Raw genomic sequence first — 21,953 nt, forward strand, 5'->3', positions numbered from 1 at the left:
GCCCTTCCCGGCCGTGGTGCCGGAAAGGGTTGCCGGCAGGAGGACTTACCAGCCGTCGCCCTTGAGGTCGGTGAGATCCGCCTCGAGGATTTCGAGATTTTCGGCCGCCGAGCCATTGCCCGAGAGCGTGTCGTGGACCGCGCTCCAGAAGAGCGAGGAGACCTCGTTGTAGTCGGTCTTGGTGGGCGCCGACGGACGCGGCACGGCGTTCTGGAAGATCTCCTTCCAGGCCGGGATGATCGGCTGGGCCTCGGCGACCTCGGCGTCGTCATAGAGCGCTTCGATCGTCGGCAGGTTCGACTGCATGATGGCCCGCTCCTTCTGCACCTCGGAGGAGGACAAGAAGAGAGCAAGCTCGATGGCCGCATCGGGATCGGGCGAGTACTTGGAGACCGCCACGTTCCAACCGCCGAGCGTTGCCGCCGAACGGGCGCCTTCGCCCTCGCCGGCCGGGAGCGGAGCCACGTCGAAGAGGTCCTTGACCGCCGAGTCGTCGCCATTGCCGAGCGAATAGGCGTAAGGCCAGTTGCGCATGAAGACAGCATTGCCGAGCTGCCAGACGCCGCGGCTTTCCTCCTCCATGTAGCCCAGCACACCCTCGGGCGCGATGGTGCCGATCCAGCCGGCCGCCCGGTCAATGGCTTCGGCCGCCTGCGGGTTGTTGATCGAGATGGTGCCGTCGGCTTCAACGATCTGCCCGCCGCCGTTCGAAACCACCCACTCGAGCGCGTCACAGGTCAGGCCTTCATAGGCATTGCCCTGGAAGACGAAGCCCCACATGTCGTTGTTGCCCTCGGCCCGCTCGCCGTCCATGATCTCTTGGGCGGTGGCCTCGAGCTCGGCCCAGGTGGTCGGGACCTCCTTATTGTACTTCTCGAGCAGGTCCGTGCGGTAGTAGAGCGCCGGCGCATCGGTGAAGGCCGGAAGCGCCACGAGCTTGCCATCGACGGTCTGGCTCTCGATGATCGAGGGGAAATGCTCGCCGGCGACGTCGGCTGCCGCCTCGGTAAGATCGAGGAACTGGTCGGCGAGCTGCGGCGCCCAGATGACGTCCGTCTGGTAGACGTCGATGTCGGTGTTGCCGGCGGCCAGCCACAGGCGGTACTGACCGAACTGGTCGGTGGTCGAAGACGGCATCGGCACGACGGTTACGGTGTGGCCGGTCTCTTCCTCGAAGCGATCGAGCTGGCTGCGCAGGAACGCGAGGCCAGTGCCCGTATCGCCCGAAACGATCGCCAGATCCGCAGCCTGCGCGACCCCGCCCGTCAATGCGACGCTACCGAGCAGGCCGACAAGCAACTTGTTGATCTTCATGAGAATCCTCCCGAAAAAAACCTAAAGATTGGGAGGTGCACGAAAACCGGCCGGATGTGTAAGGGCACACCGGCCTTGATCTTCTTCCTCCCGTCAAAAGCACTCAAATCGACGGCGGTAGGTCCCGCCCGTCTCTCCCAAAGCGCTTTGAATGAAAAAGAACCAGAGGCGCGAAAACCTGTCAAGCGGGCCACGGCCCGATTTTCGCAGCTATTCCGACCCACTCAGATTTTTAACATATATTACAATAAGATATGTGCTTCGGCTCCTGACGGACACGATTGAGAGGAGCGAGTCCGTCTGACGTACGCACCTCAGGCGGACGATGGACTTTCTCGGCACTTGCCAAAAAAATTGAAATCGCTTTGAATGCGCGCCAGGGAGGAGAGCAGAAGCCGTCGTCCAAGCCGGCCTGCGTGCCCTTTGAGCATCGCTCCAACACTGCGTCCCATTCGTAACCGATTGGGAGCATGGCGTTTTTTGCCGAGGGCTACACGAAGATGAGGCTCAAGGAATTTGCCGCACATCTGGGCCTGTCGCAAACCACGGTCAGCCGCGCCCTCAACGGCTATCCCGAGGTCAAGGAGTCGACGCGCCTGATGGTACAGGAGGCGGCCACCCGCCTTGGCTATCGACCCAACGCCAGTGCCCGGCGCCTTGCCACGGGCCGCGCAGGCGCCGTCGGTTTCGTGCTGCGCGGCTCCGACGAGTTCGGCCCGCACACCACCGAGTTCATCGCCGGCCTCGGCGGTCGCCTCGCCGAAGAGGAGATCGACATCGTGCTGACGACCGTCGACACCTATCAGGACGAGCTGGCCACCTACCGCCGCGCCGCTGCCAGCAAGAAGGTCGACGCCTTCATCCTGCATTCGCCCAAGGTCAAGGACGAGCGGGCCGAGCTGCTGCTCGACCTCAACATCCCGTTTGTGCTGCACGGGCGCACCGAGATCGGCCGTCCGCACGCCTGGCTCGACATCGACAATCAGGGTGCCGTCGAGCGGGCAACCTCCCACCTCATCGACCTCGGCCACAGACGCATCGCACTCGTCAACGGCGTGCGCGGCCGCACCTTCGCCGAACACCGGGAGGCGGGCTTCCGCGCAGCGCTCGCCGCGCGCGGCATTCCCGTCGATCCGGCGCTGATGGCCAATGCCACCTTCACCGACGAAGTCGCCTTCCGCATGGCCCAGAGCATGCTGGAACTGCGGCCACGGCCAACCGCCTTCCTTGCCGGATCGATGATGACCGCGCTCGGCATCTTCCGCGCCATCCGCCAGGCGGGCCACGAACTGGGCAAGGACGTCTCGATCATCGCCCACGACGACGTTTTCCCCTATCTCAACGCCGACAACATGTACCCGACCATGTCCACCACCCGCTCCTCGATCCGCGCGGCGGGCGTACGTATCGGCGAGTTGATCCTGCAGCTGTTCGAGGGCAAGCCCGCCGGCCTCATCCACGAAATCTGGCCTGTCGATCTGGTCCTGCGCCAGTCCTCGGGGCCGCCGGTTTAGGGCTGGGTGGTGAGATGCCGTGCCTTTCAACGCTTCGGGTTCTTGCATCGAATTACATCTCACCCACCGGGTGACACCCGACGAGTGGTGGTGGATGGTGCCCTTATTGCAAATCCCTCGCCCTCCACGGAACCGGCGCCTCCCCCCTTGTGGGGGAGGACGGGAGGGGGGTAACTATCCTCACAACCGGAGCCTCGCATGCCCTCGCCGTTCGTATCCACCGATTGGCTCGCCGCGCATCTGACCGATCCCGATGTCGTCGTCGTCGATGCCAGCTGGTACCTGCCCAATGCCGGACGCGACGCCCATGCGGAATACCTTGCTGGCCACATCCCGGGCGCCGTCTTCTTCCCGATCGACGAGATCGCCGACAAATCGACCGATCTGCCGCACATGCTGCCTTCGCCGCGCGAGTTCGCCGCGGCCGTCGACGCGCTCGGCATCTCCGAAACGATGACCATCGTCGTCTACGACGAAGCCGGTCTCTTCAGCGCGCCGCGCGTGCGCTGGACATTTCTCGCCATGGGCGCTGAGGATGTGCGCATCCTCGCCGGCGGCGGCGCCAAATGGCGGGCGGAGGGGCGGCACATCGAGGCTGGACCGGTGGAGAGGCCCCTGCGCGCGTTCGAAGCCCGATTCGTGCCCGAGCTTGTCGCCGATCTCGAGACCGTCGCCGCGCACGTACGGGACGGAACGGCCCAGATTGCCGATGCGCGGCCGGAAGGCCGGTTTCGCGGGGAGGTGCCCGAGCCCCGGCCGGGACTGCGCCAGGGGCACATCCCCGGCAGCCGCAACCTGCCCTTTACCGCGCTGGTGCGCGACGGGCAGATGAAACCGGCCGACGAGCTCAAGGCTGAAATTGCAGCCGCAGGCATCGATCCGGCCCGGCCAGTGATCGCCACCTGCGGCTCGGGCGTGACGGCAGCAGTGCTCGCCCTCGCCCTCGAAATCGCGGGCGCGCAAAAGGTTTCCATCTACGACGGCGCGTGGGCCGAATGGGGCGGCCGAACCGATACACCGGTCTCCTGACCCAAAACTTACTGTGAATTAATGCAATAACGGCGCTGGCCTTGCTAAAGTGCGCCACGATCGCCAGCGGCACCCTGCGCGGCGATATCTCCATCCTCTTTAGGATCGCGGCGGTTGATAAGACAGCTCCTGGCTTCACTTGTAGTTTTGGCGGGCGCCTTCCTCGCCTGGGTTTTCCTGGCACCGGGCGCACAGGAAACGCTGGCCGACTATGGCATCACCCTGCCCTTCACGCCGGCCGCCGAACCAGTGGTCGGCAACGTGCAGGTGCCGGGGCCTGGTGCGGGACCGCGACCGGGAGGGCCCGGAGCGGCAGGGCCTGCCGGACGGTTCGGTGCGCGCGCCGTCAACGTGACGACGACGCCGGTGACGCTGGCTACCGTGAACGCTGGCCTGATCGCCATCGGCGAGGGCACAGCAGTCCGCTCGGTGACCGTGACCTCGCCCTCGGGCGGGACGCTAGAGGAGTTGCTGGTTTTGCCGGGCGATCTGGTCGAGGCTGGCGACGTCATCGGGCGGCTGGACTCCGAGACCGAGCAGATCACCTACGACCGGGCGCGGCTCGCGGCCGAGGATGCGCGCGTAACGCTTGAGCGCCAGCAGGAACTGGCCCGATCGAGTCTCGTCGCGACCTCGGCGCTTGCAGCCGCTCGGCTCGCCGCCGACACCGCAGAGCTCGAACTGCGCAGCGCGCAGATCGAACTCGAGCGGCGCAACATCGTGGCGCCCATTTCCGGCATCGTCGGGCTGATGCAGGTAACACCCGGCAACTACCTCGCCGCCCAGACAGCGGTGACGACCATCGACGATACGTCGGCCATCGACATCGATTTCTGGGTGCCCGAGCGCTATGCGGCGCGGATCGAGCCGGGCATGTCGGTGATCGTCTCGGCCATCGCGCTGCCCGGTCGCAACTTTGCCGGGGAAGTCAGCGCGACCGACAACCGCATCGATCCCGCAAGCCGCACCCTGCAGGTCAAGGCCTCCATCCCCAACGAAGAAAACCTGATGCGCGCGGGCATGTCGTTCACCGTGGAGCTCGGCTTTTCCGGCGAGGAGTATCCCACGGTCAATCCGCTGGCCATTCTCTGGTCGGCCGAAGGCTCCTATGTCTGGAGATATGAGGGCGGCACGGCGACAAGGGTGATGGCCGAGATCGTTCAACGCAACAGCGACGGCGTTCTGGTGCGTGCCGACCTTCAGCCGGGCGACGCCATCATCACCGAGGGCATATTGCAGTTGAACGACGGCATGGCCGTTAACCTGCTCGACGGCCCCGACGGGACCAGCGCCGTTGAGGCGGCCGAGGCGGCGACCGACGCCGCTGACTCCTGAGGAGCGCGCCATGTCGATCGCCAGGAAGAACGAGAGCGGCGGAACCCTGGCGGCGCTGTTCGTGCGCCGGCCCGTGCTCGCCGCGGTGGTCAATGCGCTGATCGTCGTCGCCGGCCTTGCCGCCCTCTTCGGCGTCGAGGTGCGCGAGTTGCCGCGCGTCGAACAGCCGGTGCTGTCCATCTCGACGAGCTTCGAGGGCGCGGCGGCGGAAACCGTCGACCGAGAGGTAACGGCGGTGGTGGAAGGGGCTGTTGCGCGCGTACAGGGCGTCACCGCCATCTCGTCAAGCTCCTCCAACGGCTCGAGCCGCGTGACGTTGGAGTTCTCCGAGAGCACCGACCTCGACGTTGCGACCTCGGACGTGCGCGACGCATTGAGCCGCGCGACGCGGAGCCTTCCGGACGACGTAGACGACCCGACGATCTTCAAGGCAGATTCCGACGCCCAGCCGATCATGCGCCTGGCGGTAACCTCCGACACACTCTCCCTCGCGCAACTGAGCGAGGTGGTCGACGATACCATCGCCGAGCGGCTCGCCGCCGTGCCCGGCGTTGCCGAGGTGCAGGTCTACGGCACGCGCACCAGCGCCTTCGAGATCGACGTCGACCCGGTACGGCTGGCGAGCCACGGCCTGACCGTCGCCGACATCCGCAACGCGCTCGCAACCATCGCCTTCGACACCCCGGCAGGCTCCCTCAACGGCCCGAACCAGAACATCACCGTGCGTGCCATCTCCGAGGTGACCACCCCCGAGGACTTCGAAGCGATCATCATCAATGGCTCCACGCGGCTGCGCGATGTCGCTTCGGTGGTGTTCGACGCGGCCGCCAGCACCAGCGCCTTGCGCTCGGACGGGCGGCCGGGCATCGGGCTCGGCATCGTGCGCCAGGCCCAGTCCAACACCATCGACATTTCCCATGGCGTGCATGCGGCGGTCGCTACGCTGAATGAAACTTTGCCGGACGGCATCCGCATCAAGGTCTCCGGTGACGACGCTGTCTTCATCGAAGGCGCCCTCCACGAGGTCCAGATCGCCCTCCTCGTCGCCCTCGTGGTGGTCGTCGCGGTGATCTACCTCTTCCTCCTCGACTGGCGGGCGATCATCGTGCCGGCCGTTGCCATGCCCATCGCACTCCTCGGCGCCGTCGCCGGCATCTACATGGCAGGGTTCTCCATCAACATCCTGACCCTCCTCGCCCTCGTGCTGGCAACAGGGCTCGTGGTCGACGACGCCATCGTCGTGCTCGAGAACATCGTGCGCCGCAAGCATATGGGCGCGGGCCCGCGCGCTGCCGCCGTGCTCGGCACCCAGGAGGTTTTCTTCGCCGTCGTCGCCACCACCCTGACTTTGGCGGCCGTCTTCGTGCCGCTGTCGTTCCTCGACGGCCAGACCGGCCGGCTCTTTCGCGAGTTCGGCTTCACGTTGGCCATTGCGGTCCTGATCTCGTCGGTCGTGGCTCTGAGCCTCGGCCCGATGATCGCCTCGCGCATGCTGCGCGCAGCCGACGCCGGAGAGCCGCCGCGCAAGGGGCCACTCGCCGCGATCGGGGCTGGGTTCGCCTGGTTCTACCGGGCGACGCTGCGCCTTGCGCTCGACAATCCGCTGGTCGTGCTGCTTATCGCCATCCTCTTTGCCGCCTCATCCTGGTTCGTCTTCACCAGCCTGCGCCAGGAGATCACACCGCCCGAGGACCGCGCACAGATCGCGATCGGGGTCTCGGCGCCATCGACCGCCAGCCTTGACTACGTGCGCACCCAGATGACCCGTATCGAGACCATGCTGCAGCCCTACGTGGCCAGCGGCGAGGCCGATTCGCTCTTCGTGCTTTCGGGCTGGGACAATGGCGGCATGCTGCTCCTTACGCTGGCGCCTTGGGATGCCCGCACCCGCGATCAATCCGAGATCGCCGCCGAGATCAGCGACATGACCGCGACCGTCCCGGGCGTGCGCGCGTTCCTGCGGCAAGGCAACAGCCTCGGCATCCGCGGCGGTGGCTCGGGCCTGCAGTTCGCCGTCACCGGCTCCAACTACGGCGTGCTCGCCGAAACCGCCGAGGAGATCGCCGCGCGTCTCGAGGCCGACGGGCGGTTCGGACGCGTGCAGGTGGATTTCGACGCCACTCAGCCGCAACTGACCCTGACTGTCGACCGTCAGCGCGCCGACGCGCTCGGCATCGACATCAACGGGCTTTCGACCACCATGCAGGCGCTGATCGATGGCACCGACATCGGCACCGTCTTCGTCGACGACGCGAGCTATACGGTGCGCCTGGTTTCGACGAGCCATCCGGTCAACGACCCGCGCGACCTCGAGACCCTCTTCGTCAAGACCGGTGACGGGCGCTACGTGCCGATGTCGACGATCGCCACCCTCGAAGAGGCACCGGTCTCCCCGCGTCTCCGCCGCGAACAGCAGCGCCGCGCGGTCAATGTGTCGGCGAGTCTCGAAGAGGGCCTGGCGCTGGGCGATGCCTACTACCAGATGCTGGAGATCGCCCGGCCGGTGCTGCCGCAGGGAGTCTCGGTTATGCCGCTCGCCGAAGCCAAGACCATCGGGGAGGCCAATAACGGGCTGATGGTGACTTTCGGTTTTGCGCTCGTCATCATCTTCCTGGTGCTCGCCGCCCAGTTCGAGAGCCTCATGAGCGCGGTGATCGTGATGGCGACCGTGCCCTTCGGCGTTGCCGCGGCGCTCTATGCGCTGCTCCTGACCGGCGGCAGCCTCAACATCTACAGCCAGATCGGTCTTGTGCTGGTCGTCGGCATTATGGCCAAAAACGGCATCCTCATCGTTGAGTTCGCCAACCAGCTGCGCGATCGCGGCATGAGCGTGCGCCAGGCGGTGGAGGATGCGTCAAATATCCGCCTTCGCCCGGTGATGATGACGATGATCGCCACGATCGTCGGCGGCGTGCCGCTGATACTGGCAAGTGGGGCCGGCGCCGAAGCGCGCCAGGCGGTCGGCTGGGTGATCGTGGGAGGGCTTGGCTTTGCCGCCATCTCGACACTCTACCTGACGCCCGTTGCCTACCTGCTGCTGGCCCGTTTCTCCAAGCCCAAGGTGGAAGAAGAGGCGCGGCTCGAGCGCGAGCTCGATGCAGCGGGAACGGCACGCACAGAGCCGGCGGAGTGATGCCGACCGTCCATATGATCCACGGTTTCATCGGTTCGGGGAAGACAACTTTCGCGAAACGGCTTGAAGCGCAGCTGCCCGCTCTTCGGTTCACCCATGACGAATGGATGAGCCGTCTCTACGGCGAGGATCCACCTGCCGACCAGTTCCCCGACCTTTACCGGCGTGTGTCTGGCCTGGTCGCGGAGCTTTGGCCGAAATGTGTAAAGCTGCAGGTGAATGTCGTGCTCGACCTAGGCTTCTGGTCGCGCACTGAGCGAGACGAAGTCAGGCGGATGGCCGCGGCGATGGGTGCATCATCTCGCCTCTACGCGTTGACGTGCCCCGATGAGGTCGCGTGGGCGCGTATCGAACAGCGCAATGAGGCTTTGTCTGGGAGCCTGTTCATCAGCCGCGCCACCTTCGAACTGCTCAAAGCGAGTTTTGAGCCATTGGCAGACGATGAGGACGCGATCTTTCCGGAAATCACCCAGGCGTAGGCTGTACACCATCCTGTGAGCCGACCCGGCGCGCCTCGAGAGGCGCTTCCTGCCTGTACCCGTCGAAGAAGCGCCCACCGTGCAAAGCGAGTTCGCGATCCGCAAGAGCCAGTAGCTGAGCACCCTCCCCTTGAGCTGCGAGCCGGAAGGCAGTCTCGAAGGCTTCTGCCAGGTCGGCGTCGAGCCTCCCCAGAAGCCGTGGCGCCCATTTTCCTCGGCCGGTCCAGGCGCCACGGCCCAACAACGTCAGATCGGCCAGCTTCTGGTAGAGCTGCGCTGCTATGGCAGCCACCTCCCCGCGCGGACGTTCTCCGCGCAGGTCATCGGCAAGGTCGGTCACCAGATAAAGAAGGCTCTCATAGCTCGGCCCAGCAAGCGGAGTTGGCCCTGCCGCCAGAAGCTTCGCTGCTTCCGCCTGGATGGCCCCCGCCTTCTCGACATCGACACCCAGGATCGTGCCAGTCGCCACCATGTTCACCATGATCGGGCAGCCGCTCTCGGCATCACGACCGAGATAGTACGCGAGGGTCTCCGGGTCATTGACGAAGGCCTCGACCGGGAAGCCTTCCTGGACAAATGACTCGCGCCACGCCCTTTCCAGCGAAGGGAAAACGACGACGAGATCGATATCCGACCAAGCGGTGCCTTCGCCGCGCATGATTGAGCCGGTAGCGTAAGCGAAGTCGGCTCCAGCGAAGCGAATAGCCAGCGCGGTCTTGGCGGCAGCAAGTGCGCGATCTGCGAGATTGCTTAGAACTTTTTCCAAGGTGACGTCCTCAAAATCGGGACGCGCCGGGAACAAAAAACCCCGCTCGCGTCCGGCGGGGTTGGCATAGCGACAGCGAACTGACTTTAGTTCATGCCACGACCATCCACCGCGTTGCGGTGGTGGTGGAGGTGGTCGAGATGAGCAAAATGCAGTTCATGCGCGAATGCTAGATCGCCCAAGCGCGAGATGTCAAATCCTGGCTGGTCTTCTGCAGCGGCAGTTTCTTCGGCCGCTTCGATACGCGCCGTGCATTAAGAAGTGAAGGCGGCTAGCTCTCCGCTCAACGTCATCCCCGGCCTCCAATGCACGGCGTTCCATCCGAAATCGCGCGCAGCCAGGACATTATCCTGTGTGTCGTCGATCAGGACGATACTCTCGGGAGGAGTACCTGCGGCCTCCGTCGCAAGCGTGTAGAACTCATTGGAAGGTTTGCGATGCCCGAGCACCGCCGAATAGAAGATGCCGTCGACGTGCCCTTCGAGGCCCATGTCAGTCATCAGGTAATTCGCGCGCATGTGCTCCTGGTTGGTCGCGAGATAGACACGGTCGCCTGCGGCGCGAAGTTCGCCGATCGCACGGAGCACGTCCTGGTTGATGCGGGAATCGTTCACGAACCAGTAGTCGATCAGCGCTTCGGCGCTGACGGTCGGCGCAATCACGGCGAGCACCTCCGAGAGTTCTGGAACCAACGCCTTTTGGCCCGTAACGATGGCAGACCATCGCGGCCTGAAAAACTCTCGCTGGAGAACGTCAGGAGGAATGCCCAGGTCCTGCTTCAGATCGGTGAAGAGGTGGGCACCGTCCTGAGGGCGGCCGCAGACGAGCACACCGTCCACATCCATCATTATCGTGCGCATCTTGGTCCCCCTTGGAGCGGCACAGGAAAAGCCCAGGCTCCACCAACAGAATGCCGATTCGCCCGGGAAGCCTAAAAGATCGCCTTCTGAAGAGGCAATTTCCTCGGCGCCACAAAGCCTGAGGCCAATTCCTCCCAGAACGCCTCATGCAAGACCTCCGGGAAAACATAGCCGGCAGGGAACTCCCCTCGGGCAAACCATCCAGCTTCGATGATGGACTCTTCCGTGGCCGGATTGGCATGCACTTCGATCTCTCCCGCGACGTATGCGGCCAGATACCAGAATTTCACCATCCTGCCGCTGTCGTCGATCAGCTCGTCGATATACGCGAGGCGATCGGCCCGTACACGGATCTGCGTCTCTTCGAACGTCTCCCGTTCCACGGCTAGCGACATTTCCTCGTCGCCCTCAACACCTCCGCCCGGAGGAGCCCAGAAATCATACTTGCCCGGGACGCAATGCCGAGCCAGCAACAGCCGCTCGTTCCTGAGCACGAGCGCCCCGACGGAAATGCGGTGCTTCACTGTGCACACCCTTTCAGAAGACCGAGCGCCTCGCCCGCCGGTGCGCGTCCCGGACGCCGAGCACGCAGCGGAAGAGAGCTAGACGATCGCGTGGCCGCGTTCGGCATCACGCCGCACGCGGGCGAAATGCTTGCGCGCCTTGTCGCGCCGCAGGCGTGAGACGCGGTCAGTGAACAGGATGCCGTTGGTATGATCGATTTCGTGCTGGAGGCAGACCGCGAACTCACCGTCGGCGTCCGTCTCGTGCACCTCGCCGCTGAGATCCTGATAGCGCACGCGCACACGCGCCGATCGATCGACGGGAACGGTGTAGTCCGGCATCGACAAGCACCCTTCGACGCCGCGCACCATATCGTCCGACCATACCAGGAGCTCGGGATTGACCAGCGTCAGCCGATGGCGCCGATCCTCATTATCGCGCACGTCCATCACCACGAGGCGCCTCGGCACCCCGATCTGCACCGCAGCGAGACCGGCGCCCTTGGCCTTGTCCATCACCTCGAACATCTTCTGCGAGAGCGCCCGCAGTTCGTCGTCGAAGCGGGTAACGACCTCGGAAGGCCGCTTCAACAGGGGATCGTCGATGGGCAGGATCGGTTCGTCGGGCATGTGACCTCGCTTCGGTAGGCAAGCGTAAGCGCTCAATGTATGGAGCGGGCGACGGGGGATCAAGCGAGGGCGGTCAAGGGCGCGTTATGGGAGACCGGCGTGACAGGACTTCTCCATAAGGAAGTTCTCCAGCCTTTGCCCGCGCTTCTCGACCGTTTGGGCTTTCAAGACGTGGAACCCTCTCCGCTCGAAAAACGGCCGGGCGGTCTTGCTCGCTTCTGTGTGGACCCGGGCGAAACCTTGCCGTTGCGCTTCGTTCTCCACGCTCTCCAGCAGGCGCGAAGCGATGCCCAATCCTTGGAACTCGGGATGTACGAACATCATGTCGAGCAAACCGTCAGACGTCAGGTCGGCAAAGCCGACCGCCTGAGCACCAATGTGAGCGATCCAAGTAGGCCTGCTGGCTCGCCGGGCCGCCCACACGGCGCCGTCCTCGACCTTTGCCCACGCATCAACCTGGGCAGGCGTATAATCTCTTGAGCAGACCTCTCGGATTGCCCGCAGGAAGATCTCTATCGTCACGTCCACATCTTTGATTGTGTAAGACCTGACAACGATCTCCACTGCGACCTCCCAATCGAACGCTATCCGACACTCCCGGCAAAAACAGAGGCCGCCGGGTTGCCCCAGCGGCCTTTTACGCGATTGTAAGGACTAAGGTCAGGCCTTGTTCTTGTTGTAGACGTCGAACACGACCGCCCCAAGCAGCACCAGGCCCTTGATGACCTGCTGCCAGTCGATGTTGACGCCCATGATCGACATGCCGTTGTTCATCACGCCCATGATGAAGGCGCCGATGACCGCGCCCGCCACCTGGCCAACGCCGCCCGCCATCGACGCGCCGCCGATGAAGACGGCGGCAATGACATCGAGCTCGAAGCCCTGGCCGGCTTTCGGTGTCGCCGTGTTGAGGCGGGCCGCGAAGATCAGGCCGGCAAGCGCCGCCAGCATCCCCATGATCACGAAGATATAGAAGGTCAGCCGCTCGGTCTTGATGCCCGACAACTGCGCAGCCTTGGCATTGCCGCCGAGCGCATAAATGCGCCGCCCCAGCGTCGTCATGCGGGTGATGAAGACGAAGACGGCGATGAGGATCGACATCACCACCATCACGTTCGGGATGCCTTTATACGAGGCGAGCGTATAGGTGAAGAAGAGGATCAGCGCACCGATGATCGCGGTCTTGACGGCAAAGAGCGCGAAGGGTTCGGCCTGGTAGCCGTGCCGCTCGCGGCTCGCCCGCGAGGTGAGGCTGAAATAGACGATGGCAAGGACGATCGCAATGCCGATGACCAGCGTCGTGGTGTGCAGCGTGATCGGCGCCGCCTCGCCCTGCGGAATGGTGATCGGCCCGAAGACGTCGGGAATGAATCCGGCCGAAAGCATCTGGAACTCGGGCGGAAAAGGCCCGACCGAACGCCCGCCGAGGATGGCAAGCGACAGCCCCTTGAACACCAGCATGCCGGCCAGCGTCACGATGAATGAGGGAATCTTGAGGTAGGCGATCCAGAAGCCCTGCGAGGCGCCGATAAGGGCGCCGACGCCGAGGCAGAGGATTGCCGCGACCAGCGGATTGAGGTCGTATTCGACCATCAGGATCGCCGCCACCGCGCCGACAAAACCCGAGACAGAGCCGACCGACAGGTCGATATGCCCGCCCACGATCACCAGGAGCATGCCGAGCGCCATGATGATGATGTAGGAGTTCTGCAGGACGATGTTGGTGAGGTTGACCGGCTTGAACAGCGTGCCGTTGGTGGCGAACTGGAAGAACACCATGATTGCCAGGAGCGCGACCACGAGCCCGTAATCGCGCAGGTTCGACTGGATGATCGCACGCACCGAGGAGCGGGCTCCGGGCGCGGCTGCCGAGTTGACGGTTTCGCTGCTCATGCTGTCTTTCCTTCTCCACGCACGATGGCGCGCATGATCTTCTCCTGGCTGGCTTCGTTCCCGGCGAGTTCGCCCACGATCCGGCCCTCGTTCATCACATAGATGCGGTCGCAGATGCCAAGGAGCTCGGGCATCTCCGAAGAGATGATCAGGATGCCCCTGCCCTCTCCGGCGAGCTTGTTGATGATGGTATAGATTTCGTACTTGGCTCCGACATCGATGCCGCGGGTCGGCTCATCGAGGATCAAGAGCTGCGGATCGGCGAACAGCCATTTGGAGAGCACGACCTTCTGCTGGTTGCCACCAGAGAGGTTCCCGGTGAGCTGATAGACGCTCGAAGAGCGGATGTTGGTGCGTGCCCGATAGTCGTTGGCAACCCTCAGTTCGGCCAGATCGTCGATCACCCCGCCGCGCGACACACCAACGAGGTTGGCGATTGTGACGTTGTGCTTGATGTGGTCGATGAGGTTGAGGCCGTAGGTCTTGCGATCTTCGGTGACGTAGGCGATGCCGGCATCGACGGCTTTCTTGACACTCGATGTGTCCACAGGCTTGCCGTTCATGCGCACCTGGCCGGTGATGCCGTGCCCGTAGGTGCGCCCGAAGACGCTCATGGCCAGTTCCGTGCGCCCGGACCCCATAAGGCCGGCGATGCCGACGACCTCGCCCCTGCGCACGGCCAGGTCGACGCCCTTGATGACCTGGCGCTCGGTGTGGATCGGGTGGTGGACCACCCAGTTCTCGACCTCGAACAGTGTCTCGCCGATCTGCGGCGTGCGGCCAGGATAGCGGTCCTCGATCGACCGGCCGACCATGGAGGTGATGATGCGGTCCTCGCCGATCTCTTCCCGGTTCATCGTCTCGATGGTCTTGCCGTCGCGCAGCACCGTGATGCGGTCGGCGACCTTGGAAACCTCGTTGAGCTTGTGCGAGATGAGGATCGAGGCGATGCCCTGCTTCTTGAAGGCGACCAGGAGGTCGAGAAGCGCGTTGCTGTCTTTTTCGGCCAGGCTCGCGGTCGGCTCGTCGAGAATGAGAAGCTTGACTTCCTTGGCGAGCGCCTTGGCGATCTCGACGAGCTGCTGCTTGCCGGTGCCGAGGTGCGTGACCAGCGTTTCGGGATCCTCGTTGAGCCCGACCATGTCGAGGAGCTTTCTGGCGCCCGAGCGGACCTCGTGCCAGTCGATGACACCGTTTCTTGCCCGCTCGTTGCCGAGGAAGATATTCTCGGCAATGGAAAGCAGCGGCACCAGGGCGAGCTCCTGGTGGATGATGACGATGCCCACACGCTCGCTGTCGTGGATGCCGTGGAAGTGGCACTCATGGCCCTCGAAGACCACATCGCCTTCGTAGCTGCCGTGCGGATAGACGCCGGAAAGGACCTTCATCAGCGTCGATTTGCCGGCCCCGTTCTCGCCGACAATCGCGTGGATCTCGCCCTCGACGACGTCGAGATTGACGTCCTGCAGCGCCTTGACCCCGGGAAAGGTCTTGGTGATGCCGCGCATCTCCAGAATGGTTTTGTTCATGCTCTGCCCGTTGGAAGCGAGCCGATCCTGCATCCCACGCCGTAGCGCAGGACACAGGATCGGCAGATAGGCGGAAGAGGGCTTCGCCTTGCGGCAAAGCCCTCTCGATGCGGCTTACTACAGGTCTTCGGCCTTGATGTAGCCGGTCGCGATCACCCGCTCCTCGTAGTTAGAAGCGTCGACCTCATAGGGGGTCAGCAGGATCGAGGGAACGACCTTGACACCATTGTCGTAGGTGGTGGTGTCGAGCCCGGCGACTTCGCTGCCGCTGAGGACTGTGTCGAGGAGCTGCGCGGTATACTGGGCAAGCTCACGGGTGTCCTTGAACACGGTCGAGTACTGCTCGCCGGCGATGATCGCCTTGACCGAGGGCACCTCGGCATCCTGGCCGGTCACGACTGGCCAGGGCTGGTCGGCCGAGCCGTAGCCAACGCCGCGCAGCGACGAGATGATGCCGCGCGACAGCCCGTCATACGGTGAAAGCACGCCGTCGACGCGGCTGCCGTCCGAGTAGTGGGCCGACAGCAGATTGTCCATGCGGGCCTGGGCGACCGCGCCGTCCCAACGCAACGTCCCGACGGTCTCCATACCCGCCTGGCCGGATTTGACCACGAGTACACCCTCGTCGATCAGCGGCTGCAGCACGCTCATGGCGCCGTCGTAGAAGAAGAAGGCATTGTTGTCGTCGGGCGAACCGCCGAAGAGCTCGATGTTCCACGGACCTTTTTCCTCGGGGTAGCCGAGGCCCTTGAGGAGCGAGGACGCCTGCAGCACGCCGACCTGGAAGTTGTCGAACGTGGTGTAGTAGTCGACGTTCGGGCTCTCGCGGATCAGCCGGTCATAGGCGACGACGATGATGCCGGCATCGGCCGCCTGCTGCAGCACCGCCGACAGCGTGGTGCCGTCGATCGAGGCGACGACCAGCGCCCTGACCCCGGTGGTGACCATGTTCTCGATCTGGGCGAGCTGGTTGGGGATGTCGTCCTCGGCGTACTGCAGCGTGGTGCCGTAGCCCATGCCCTCGAGGGCGGCCTTCAGTTCGTTGCCGTCGCTGATCCAGCGAAGCGACGACTGCGTCGGCATGGCGATACCGACGGTGCCCTTGTCCTGGGCATAGGCACCAGCAGTAGCGCCCAGCGCCATGGCGCTGACGGCGACGGCCGCTGCGATTGATTTGATGAAGCTCACGTCTCGACTCCCTTTGTCGTTTTTGACTGCGTGGCGAGGCGCCTGCGCGAGGATCACGAGAAGAGAGCGATGGCCGCGCATACGCGTACGCAGCCGATCGGGAACGTCCGAATCGGCAGCTTGCTGCGCGGCGTGTCGTCGTCCTCCCAAGACGGCGTCTGCCGCCCGGAACCCCTCCAAGCCCACGAGCGCGACGCTAGTCCAGTCAGATAGGCAAGTAAAGCGATCACGCGCGTCCTCACTCTATTTTTTTCAAGCCTCGAAACCCAGAGACCGCCGGAAACAGGCCCATTGCATAGCTGCGAGTTCACGCCTATCGTCCCCTGACGAGGAGAGCCGACGCGCAGAATGCGCGCGAGAATCACAAAAAAAGCGAAAGATATCAGATACGTTGGGAGGGTGTCCTGGCTCGATCCGATCCGGACAAGACTGAGGCCGCAAGCGCCGCAAGCGCGGTCGCCAGTGACCTAGCGCACTTCATTCTGACAGCCATGGTCCCGGGCACGCACCTGCCGAGCGAAGCTGAGCTCGCCAGCCGGTATGCCGTCAGCCGCCTGACTGTACGCGAGGCGGTCAAGCTTCTCGAGGGGCGCGGACTTGTCGAGATCGCCCGCGGTCGCAAGGCGACGGTGCGCGAGCCCGACGGCTCCGCCTTCACCGATTTTCTCGCTGCCATCATCCACAACGATGCCAAGGGCGTGTTCGACCTTGTCGAGGTGCGCCTGTCACTCGAGGTGCAGTCGGCAACGCTCGCCGCCAAGCGGGCCAACCGGGCCGGCCTCGCAGCAATCGAAGGCGCGCTTGCCGAGATGCGCGCGGCCGCGCAGCGGGCGGTCGCCGGCGAGGATCGGGATGCCTGCGAGCGCGACTTCAACCTCGCCGACGTCGGCTTCCACGAAGCGATAGCGCTCTCCAGCGGCAACCGTATCCTCAGCTATCTGTTCGAGGCTATGGCCGGTCCACTGGCGGAAGGTTTCTTCATCAGCCGGCGCGGCAGCCTTGCCCGCGGGCAGACCCTCGACGATACCATCGATGCGCACCAGCGCGTGCTCGACGCCATCAGGCAGGGCAACGGGCGCCTGGCGGGCGATGCCATGCGCAACCATCTGAAGGACACCATGCGCGACATCCGCGTGGCGGTAAGCGAACTCGGCGGTAATCTGCCGCCCGCATCGGCCGGACCGAAATCGCTTGCAGCGGCAAGGCGCATCGCCGAATAATCCGCCCCCGAACCGGACCGACCGCAACAGCGGCGATCCCGCCGCCTCCACGCTCCAGGGAGCTCCGATGTCCGCCCGCAACGACAACAGCGCCAGCCGGCTCGACGATGCCGCCCGCGCCGGGTGGCTCTATTACGTGGCCGGCAACACCCAGGAGGAGATCGCGGCCAAGCTCGGCATCTCGCGCCAGTCGGCGCAGCGCCTCGTCTCGCTTTCTGTGAGCGAGGGGCTGATCAAGGTGCGCCTCGATCACCCGATCGGACGCTGCATGGATCTTGCCGCGCGATTGAAGTCCCGCTTCGCCCTCGACCTCGCCGAGGTGGTACCGAGCGATCCGGCCAATCCATCGACGACGCTTGGCGTTGCCGAGGCCGCCGCCGCCGAGATCGAGAAATGGCTGAAGTCGGCCGAGCCGATCGTCATGGCCATCGGCACCGGGCGCACTTTGAAGGCGGCCATCGAACAACTCACACCCATGGAATGCCCACACCACAAGGTCGTGGCGCTGACCGGCAGCATCGCTCCGGACGGCTCGGCCGCCTTCTACAACGTCATTTTCAACGTCGCCGACACGGTCAAAGCCAGGAGCTTTCCCATGCCGCTCCCGGTCATCGCCTCGTCTACGCGCGAGCGTGAACTTTTGCATGGTCAGCCGATGATCCGCGAAACGCTTGCCCTCTCGGCCGAGGCGGACGTGAGCTTCGTCGGCCTTGGCGATCTCGGCCCTCAGGCGCCGCTCTTCCTCGATGGCTTCATCAACGAGGCCGAACTCAAAGCGCTGCAGAAGGCAGGCGCCGTCGGTGAAATCTGCGGATGGGCTTTCGATGACGACGGCCGCCTCATCGAGGGGCTGACCAACGACCGCGTCGCCAGTGCGCCATTGCCTTCGCGTGAGGGTTCACTTGTCGTGGCAATTGCCGTCGGCGAACAGAAATTGCCCGGCATCCGCGCAGCTCTTAATCGACGCCTCGTCAACGGCCTCATCACCAATGAGTCGACGGCGGGAGCGCTGCTTCTGGACTAGAACCTACACATTATCAGTGCACTGCGATAAACGTCAGGGACAATCACCTGGTGCGGCTACGATCGCTCGCGCACTTGCTCTGCGCCATGACCAGCGGATCGCTCTGCATCCAGGCTTGACATTTTGCGGCGCCCAAGTGAGTATTTGCCCATTGTCGAAGCAAATGCTCGCTTTGATCGACGGGAGGACATCAATGAAACTCACACCCCTTTTCGTGGGCGCCCTTACCCTTGCGCTCGCCGGTACGGCCTCGGCCCAGACCATCACCATCGCAACCGTCAATAACGGCGACATGATCCGCATGCAGGGTCTATCGGACCGGTTCACCGAGGAAACCGGCATCGAGCTCAACTGGGTGGTTCTCGAGGAAAACACGCTCCGCCAGAACGTGACCACCGACATCGCCACCAATGGTGGCCAGTACGACGTCATGACCATCGGCACCTATGAAGTGCCGATCTGGGCGCGCCAGGAATGGCTGGTGCCGCTCGACGCGCTCGGCGACGACCCCGAATACGATGTCGACGACCTGCTGCCGCCCATCCGCGACGGGCTATCCGTCGACGGCACGCTCTATGCGGCCCCGTTCTACGGCGAGAGCTCGTTCATCATGTATCGCACCGACTTGATGGAGAGCGCCGGGCTTGAAATGCCCGAAGCTCCGACCTGGGACTTCATCGCCGAGGCCGCCCGTGCCATGACCGACCGGGACAACGACATCAACGGCATCTGCCTGCGCGGCAAGGCCGGCTGGGGCGAGAACATGGCATTCCTGACTGCCATGTCCAACTCCTTCGGCGCCCGCTGGTTCGACGAGAACTGGCAGCCGCAGTTCGACCAGCCCGAATGGAAGGAAACGCTCGACTTCTACATCTCGCTGATGAACGACGCCGGCCCCTCGGGCGCCTCCTCCAACGGTTTCAACGAGAACCTGACGCTCTTCCAGCAGGGCAAGTGCGGCATGTGGATCGATGCCACCGTTGCCGCCTCGTTCGTGACCAACCCCGATGACTCGACCGTCGCCGATCAGGTCGGTTTCGCCCTCGCCCCCGATAACGGGCTTGGCAAGCGTGCCAACTGGCTCTGGGCCTGGTCGCTGGCGATCCCGACCGGCAGCCAGCAACACGAGGCGGCTGCTCAGTTCATCAACTGGGCGACGAGCAAGGCCTATCTCGAACTGGTCGCCGCCGAGGAGGGTTGGGCCAACGTGCCGCCGGGCACGCGCACCTCGCTCTACGAAAACCCGGAATACCAGGATGCCGCGCCCTTCGCGCAGATGACGCTCGACTCGATCAACGCCGCCGATCCGAACAATCCGACGGTCGACCCGGTGCCATATGTGGGTGTGCAGTTCGTCGCCATCCCCGAATTCCAGGGGATCGGTACCAATGTCGGTCAGCTCTTCTCGGCAGTGCTCGCCGGGCAGATGTCGGTCGATGACGCATTGGCTCAGGCGCAGGCGGCAACGCTGCGCGACATGACGCGGGCCGGATACGTCAAGTAGAGCTCCTCCCGAGACGAGGGTGGGAGGAGGTCCGCTGCTCCCCCCACCCTTCCTGATCTTCGTAAGAGTGCGGCACGAACGCAAGACTACTGCGGACTGGCCGCTTTCACGGACGCTACAAAGGCGCCGTGCCAACCGATCGACGGGAGGACGAAATGGCGACACGGCAGACCCGGGCTCTGGCCCGCACCATGATGGCTCCCGCCGTCATCGTGCTCCTCATCTGGATGGCCGTGCCGCTGGCGATGACCCTGTGGTTCTCGTTCCAGAACTATTCGCTGATCAACCCGATGATGACCGGCTTTGCCGGCTGGGCCAACTACACCTACGTCATCGGCGACCCGTCCTTCACCCAGGCTCTTGTCAATACGCTGCTGCTGGTGGGCGGCGTGCTCGTCATCACCATAGTCGGCGGGACCTTCATTGCCCTGCTGCTCGACCAGCCGGTTTGGGGCCAGGGGATTCTGCGCATCCTGGTCATCTCGCCCTTCTTCGTCATGCCGCCGGTCGCCGCGCTCATTTGGAAGAACGGCTTCATGCACCCCGGCTACGGCATGCTCGGGCACCTGGCGCGCTGGCTCGGCCTGCCGCCGGTCGACTGGTTTGCCCAGTACCCGCTGTTCTCGATCATCATTATAGTTGCCTGGCAGTGGCTGCCATTTGCAACGCTCATTCTGCTGACTGCGCTGCAGTCGCTGTCCGAAGAGCAGCGTGAGGCAGCCGAGATGGACGGCGCCAATGCCGCCAACCGTTTCCGCTACATCATCCTGCCGCACCTGGCGCGCGCCATCACCATCGTCATCCTCATCCAGACGATCTTCCTTCTCGGCATCTTCGCCGAGATCCGCGTCACCACCGGCGGCGGGCCGGGCTATGCCTCGACCAACATCGCCTATCTCGTCTTCCGCACCGGCATTCTCTCCAACGACATCGGCGCCGGCTCTGCCGGAGGCGTCGTCGCCGTCATCATCGCCAACATCGTCGCCATCTTCCTGATGCGTGCGGTGGGGAGGAATTTGGATGCTTGACCTGGCGATAGTGCACACCCCCCTCCCATCCTCCCCCACAAGGGGGGAGGTGTGGCCCGGTGTTTGGGGCTGGATTGTGCAACGAGCACGATGCGGCACCTCCCCCCTCGTGGGGGAGGATGGGAGGGGGGTGACCGCCCCTACAACCGAGGCAAGGAGCTGAACCATGGCCCGCAACGTCTCGACGCAATCCAGAATCGGCTTCACCATCGGCGCCTGGCTCGTCGCGCTCCTGATTTTCGCGCCGATCCTCTGGACCGCGCTCACCGCCTTCAAGACCGAGGCCGAAGCCATCGCCTCACCGCCGACCTTCCTGCCGCGGACTTTCACTCTCGACAATTTTGAGGCCGTGCAGGATCGCTCGGATTACATCAAGCACGCGATCAACTCGATCATCGTCTCGGTCGGCTCGACCCTGATCGGCCTTGCCATCGCCATTCCCGCCGCCTGGTCCATGGCCTTCGCTCCGAGCAAGCGCACCAAGGACATCCTGATGTGGATGCTCTCGACCAAGATGATGCCGGCCGTCGGCGTGTTGATCCCGATCTATCTCATCTTCCGGGACCTGCGGCTGCTCGACACCGTGCATGGGTTGACCGTCATCATGACGCTGATCAACCTGCCGATTATCGTTTGGATGCTCTACACCTATTTCAAGGAGATCCCGGTCGACATCCTCGAGGCGGCGCGCATGGACGGGGCCGAACTCTGGAACGAGATCGTCTATGTGCTGGTGCCGATGGCGGTGCCCGGTATCGCTTCGACGCTTCTTCTCAATGTCATCCTTGCCTGGAACGAGGCCTTCTGGACCATCACCCTGACCTCTGGACGGGCCGGCACGCTCACCGCTTTCATCTCGTCGTTCTCGAGCCCGCAAGGCCTGTTCCTCGCCAAGCTGTCGGCGGCTTCGCTCCTCGCCATCGCCCCGATCCTGCTGCTCGGCTGGTTCAGCCAGAGGCAGCTCGTGCGTGGCCTCACCTTCGGCGCCGTGAAATAGAAGGACA

The 21,953-nt window shown here is 64.1% G+C and carries 19 protein-coding genes; 10 read left to right on the top strand and 9 right to left on the bottom strand.

Translation table 11 applies throughout. The annotated features are described in order from the left end of the window. Positions 1-45: 45 nt before the first annotated feature. A complete protein-coding gene (locus tag QQK18_RS14795) occupies positions 46-1,314 on the bottom strand; it encodes an ABC transporter substrate-binding protein (protein ID WP_284341126.1) in 1,269 nt (422 codons plus the stop codon). A gap of 500 nt (positions 1,315-1,814) precedes the next feature. Between QQK18_RS14795 and QQK18_RS14800 the strand changes: the two genes are divergently transcribed. The 5 genes from QQK18_RS14800 (at position 1,815) to QQK18_RS14820 (ending at position 8,804) form a co-directional block, all read left to right on the top strand. Next, a complete protein-coding gene (locus tag QQK18_RS14800; protein ID WP_284341261.1) occupies positions 1,815-2,828 on the top strand; it encodes a LacI family DNA-binding transcriptional regulator in 1,014 nt (337 codons plus the stop codon). A gap of 198 nt (positions 2,829-3,026) precedes the next feature. Beyond that, positions 3,027-3,857, top strand: coding sequence for a 3-mercaptopyruvate sulfurtransferase (gene sseA, locus QQK18_RS14805; RefSeq protein WP_284341127.1), 831 nt, complete (start codon positions 3,027-3,029; stop codon positions 3,855-3,857). 114 nt (positions 3,858-3,971) lie between these two features. Beyond that, the gene (locus QQK18_RS14810) at positions 3,972-5,192 is read left to right on the top strand and encodes an efflux RND transporter periplasmic adaptor subunit (protein WP_284341128.1); all 1,221 of its coding nucleotides are present in this window, start codon (positions 3,972-3,974) and stop codon (positions 5,190-5,192) included. A gap of 10 nt (positions 5,193-5,202) precedes the next feature. Further along, positions 5,203-8,325, top strand: a complete 3,123-nt coding sequence (locus QQK18_RS14815; RefSeq protein WP_284341129.1) for an efflux RND transporter permease subunit — start codon at positions 5,203-5,205, stop codon at positions 8,323-8,325. Next, entirely contained in the window at positions 8,325-8,804 is a 480-nt protein-coding gene (locus QQK18_RS14820) for a P-loop nucleotide/nucleoside kinase family protein (RefSeq protein ID WP_284341130.1), read from the top strand. The genes QQK18_RS14815 and QQK18_RS14820 overlap by 1 nt, the downstream gene beginning before the upstream one ends. Here the strand turns inward: QQK18_RS14820 and QQK18_RS14825 are convergent. The 8 genes from QQK18_RS14825 to chvE all read right to left on the bottom strand — a co-directional run bounded on the left by QQK18_RS14825 (position 8,791) and on the right by chvE (position 16,164). Next, positions 8,791-9,606 carry a nucleotidyltransferase domain-containing protein gene (locus QQK18_RS14825; protein WP_379996013.1) on the bottom strand — a complete coding sequence of 272 codons (816 nt, stop codon included), beginning with the start codon at positions 9,604-9,606 and terminating at the stop codon, positions 8,791-8,793. The genes QQK18_RS14820 and QQK18_RS14825 overlap by 14 nt on opposite strands. A gap of 218 nt (positions 9,607-9,824) precedes the next feature. Then, entirely contained in the window at positions 9,825-10,430 is a 606-nt protein-coding gene (locus QQK18_RS14830; RefSeq protein WP_284341132.1) for an HAD-IA family hydrolase, read from the bottom strand. 71 nt (positions 10,431-10,501) lie between these two features. Beyond that, the gene (locus QQK18_RS14835) at positions 10,502-10,954 is read right to left on the bottom strand and encodes an NUDIX domain-containing protein (RefSeq protein ID WP_284341133.1); all 453 of its coding nucleotides are present in this window, start codon (positions 10,952-10,954) and stop codon (positions 10,502-10,504) included. Positions 10,955-11,032: 78 nt separating this feature from the next. Continuing rightward, the gene (gene def, locus QQK18_RS14840; protein WP_284341134.1) at positions 11,033-11,563 is read right to left on the bottom strand and encodes a peptide deformylase; all 531 of its coding nucleotides are present in this window, start codon (positions 11,561-11,563) and stop codon (positions 11,033-11,035) included. A gap of 84 nt (positions 11,564-11,647) precedes the next feature. Beyond that, the gene (locus QQK18_RS14845) at positions 11,648-12,127 is read right to left on the bottom strand and encodes a GNAT family N-acetyltransferase (protein WP_284341135.1); all 480 of its coding nucleotides are present in this window, start codon (positions 12,125-12,127) and stop codon (positions 11,648-11,650) included. A gap of 96 nt (positions 12,128-12,223) precedes the next feature. Then, on the bottom strand, positions 12,224-13,456 hold the full coding sequence (mmsB, locus tag QQK18_RS14850; protein ID WP_284341136.1) for a multiple monosaccharide ABC transporter permease: 1,233 nt from the start codon (positions 13,454-13,456) through the stop codon (positions 12,224-12,226). Further along, positions 13,453-14,985: a multiple monosaccharide ABC transporter ATP-binding protein gene (gene mmsA / locus QQK18_RS14855; protein ID WP_284341137.1), complete on the bottom strand. Its 1,533-nt coding sequence runs from the start codon at positions 14,983-14,985 to the stop codon at positions 13,453-13,455. The genes mmsB and mmsA overlap by 4 nt, the downstream gene beginning before the upstream one ends. Positions 14,986-15,102: 117 nt before the next feature. Continuing rightward, positions 15,103-16,164 carry a multiple monosaccharide ABC transporter substrate-binding protein gene (gene chvE, locus QQK18_RS14860; RefSeq protein WP_348523236.1) on the bottom strand — a complete coding sequence of 354 codons (1,062 nt, stop codon included), beginning with the start codon at positions 16,162-16,164 and terminating at the stop codon, positions 15,103-15,105. A 413-nt stretch (positions 16,165-16,577) separates the two neighbouring features. On the opposite strand from chvE, the gene QQK18_RS14865 reads away from it, so the two are divergent. From QQK18_RS14865 to QQK18_RS14885, 5 genes are all read left to right on the top strand, one after another. Then, on the top strand, positions 16,578-17,393 hold the full coding sequence (locus tag QQK18_RS14865; RefSeq protein ID WP_284341262.1) for a FadR/GntR family transcriptional regulator: 816 nt from the start codon (positions 16,578-16,580) through the stop codon (positions 17,391-17,393). A 67-nt stretch (positions 17,394-17,460) separates the two neighbouring features. Beyond that, the gene (locus QQK18_RS14870; RefSeq protein WP_284341139.1) at positions 17,461-18,417 is read left to right on the top strand and encodes a sugar-binding transcriptional regulator; all 957 of its coding nucleotides are present in this window, start codon (positions 17,461-17,463) and stop codon (positions 18,415-18,417) included. A 193-nt stretch (positions 18,418-18,610) separates the two neighbouring features. After that, entirely contained in the window at positions 18,611-19,921 is a 1,311-nt protein-coding gene (locus QQK18_RS14875; protein ID WP_284341140.1) for an ABC transporter substrate-binding protein, read from the top strand. Positions 19,922-20,076: 155 nt separating this feature from the next. Beyond that, on the top strand, positions 20,077-20,949 hold the full coding sequence (locus QQK18_RS14880) for a carbohydrate ABC transporter permease (RefSeq protein ID WP_284341141.1): 873 nt from the start codon (positions 20,077-20,079) through the stop codon (positions 20,947-20,949). Positions 20,950-21,115: 166 nt separating this feature from the next. Beyond that, a complete protein-coding gene (locus QQK18_RS14885; RefSeq protein WP_284341142.1) occupies positions 21,116-21,946 on the top strand; it encodes a carbohydrate ABC transporter permease in 831 nt (276 codons plus the stop codon). Positions 21,947-21,953: the final 7 nt, after the last annotated feature.

This window comes from Devosia nitrariae (assembly GCF_030160115.1).
GTDB classification, from domain to species: domain Bacteria; phylum Pseudomonadota; class Alphaproteobacteria; order Rhizobiales; family Devosiaceae; genus Devosia; species Devosia nitrariae.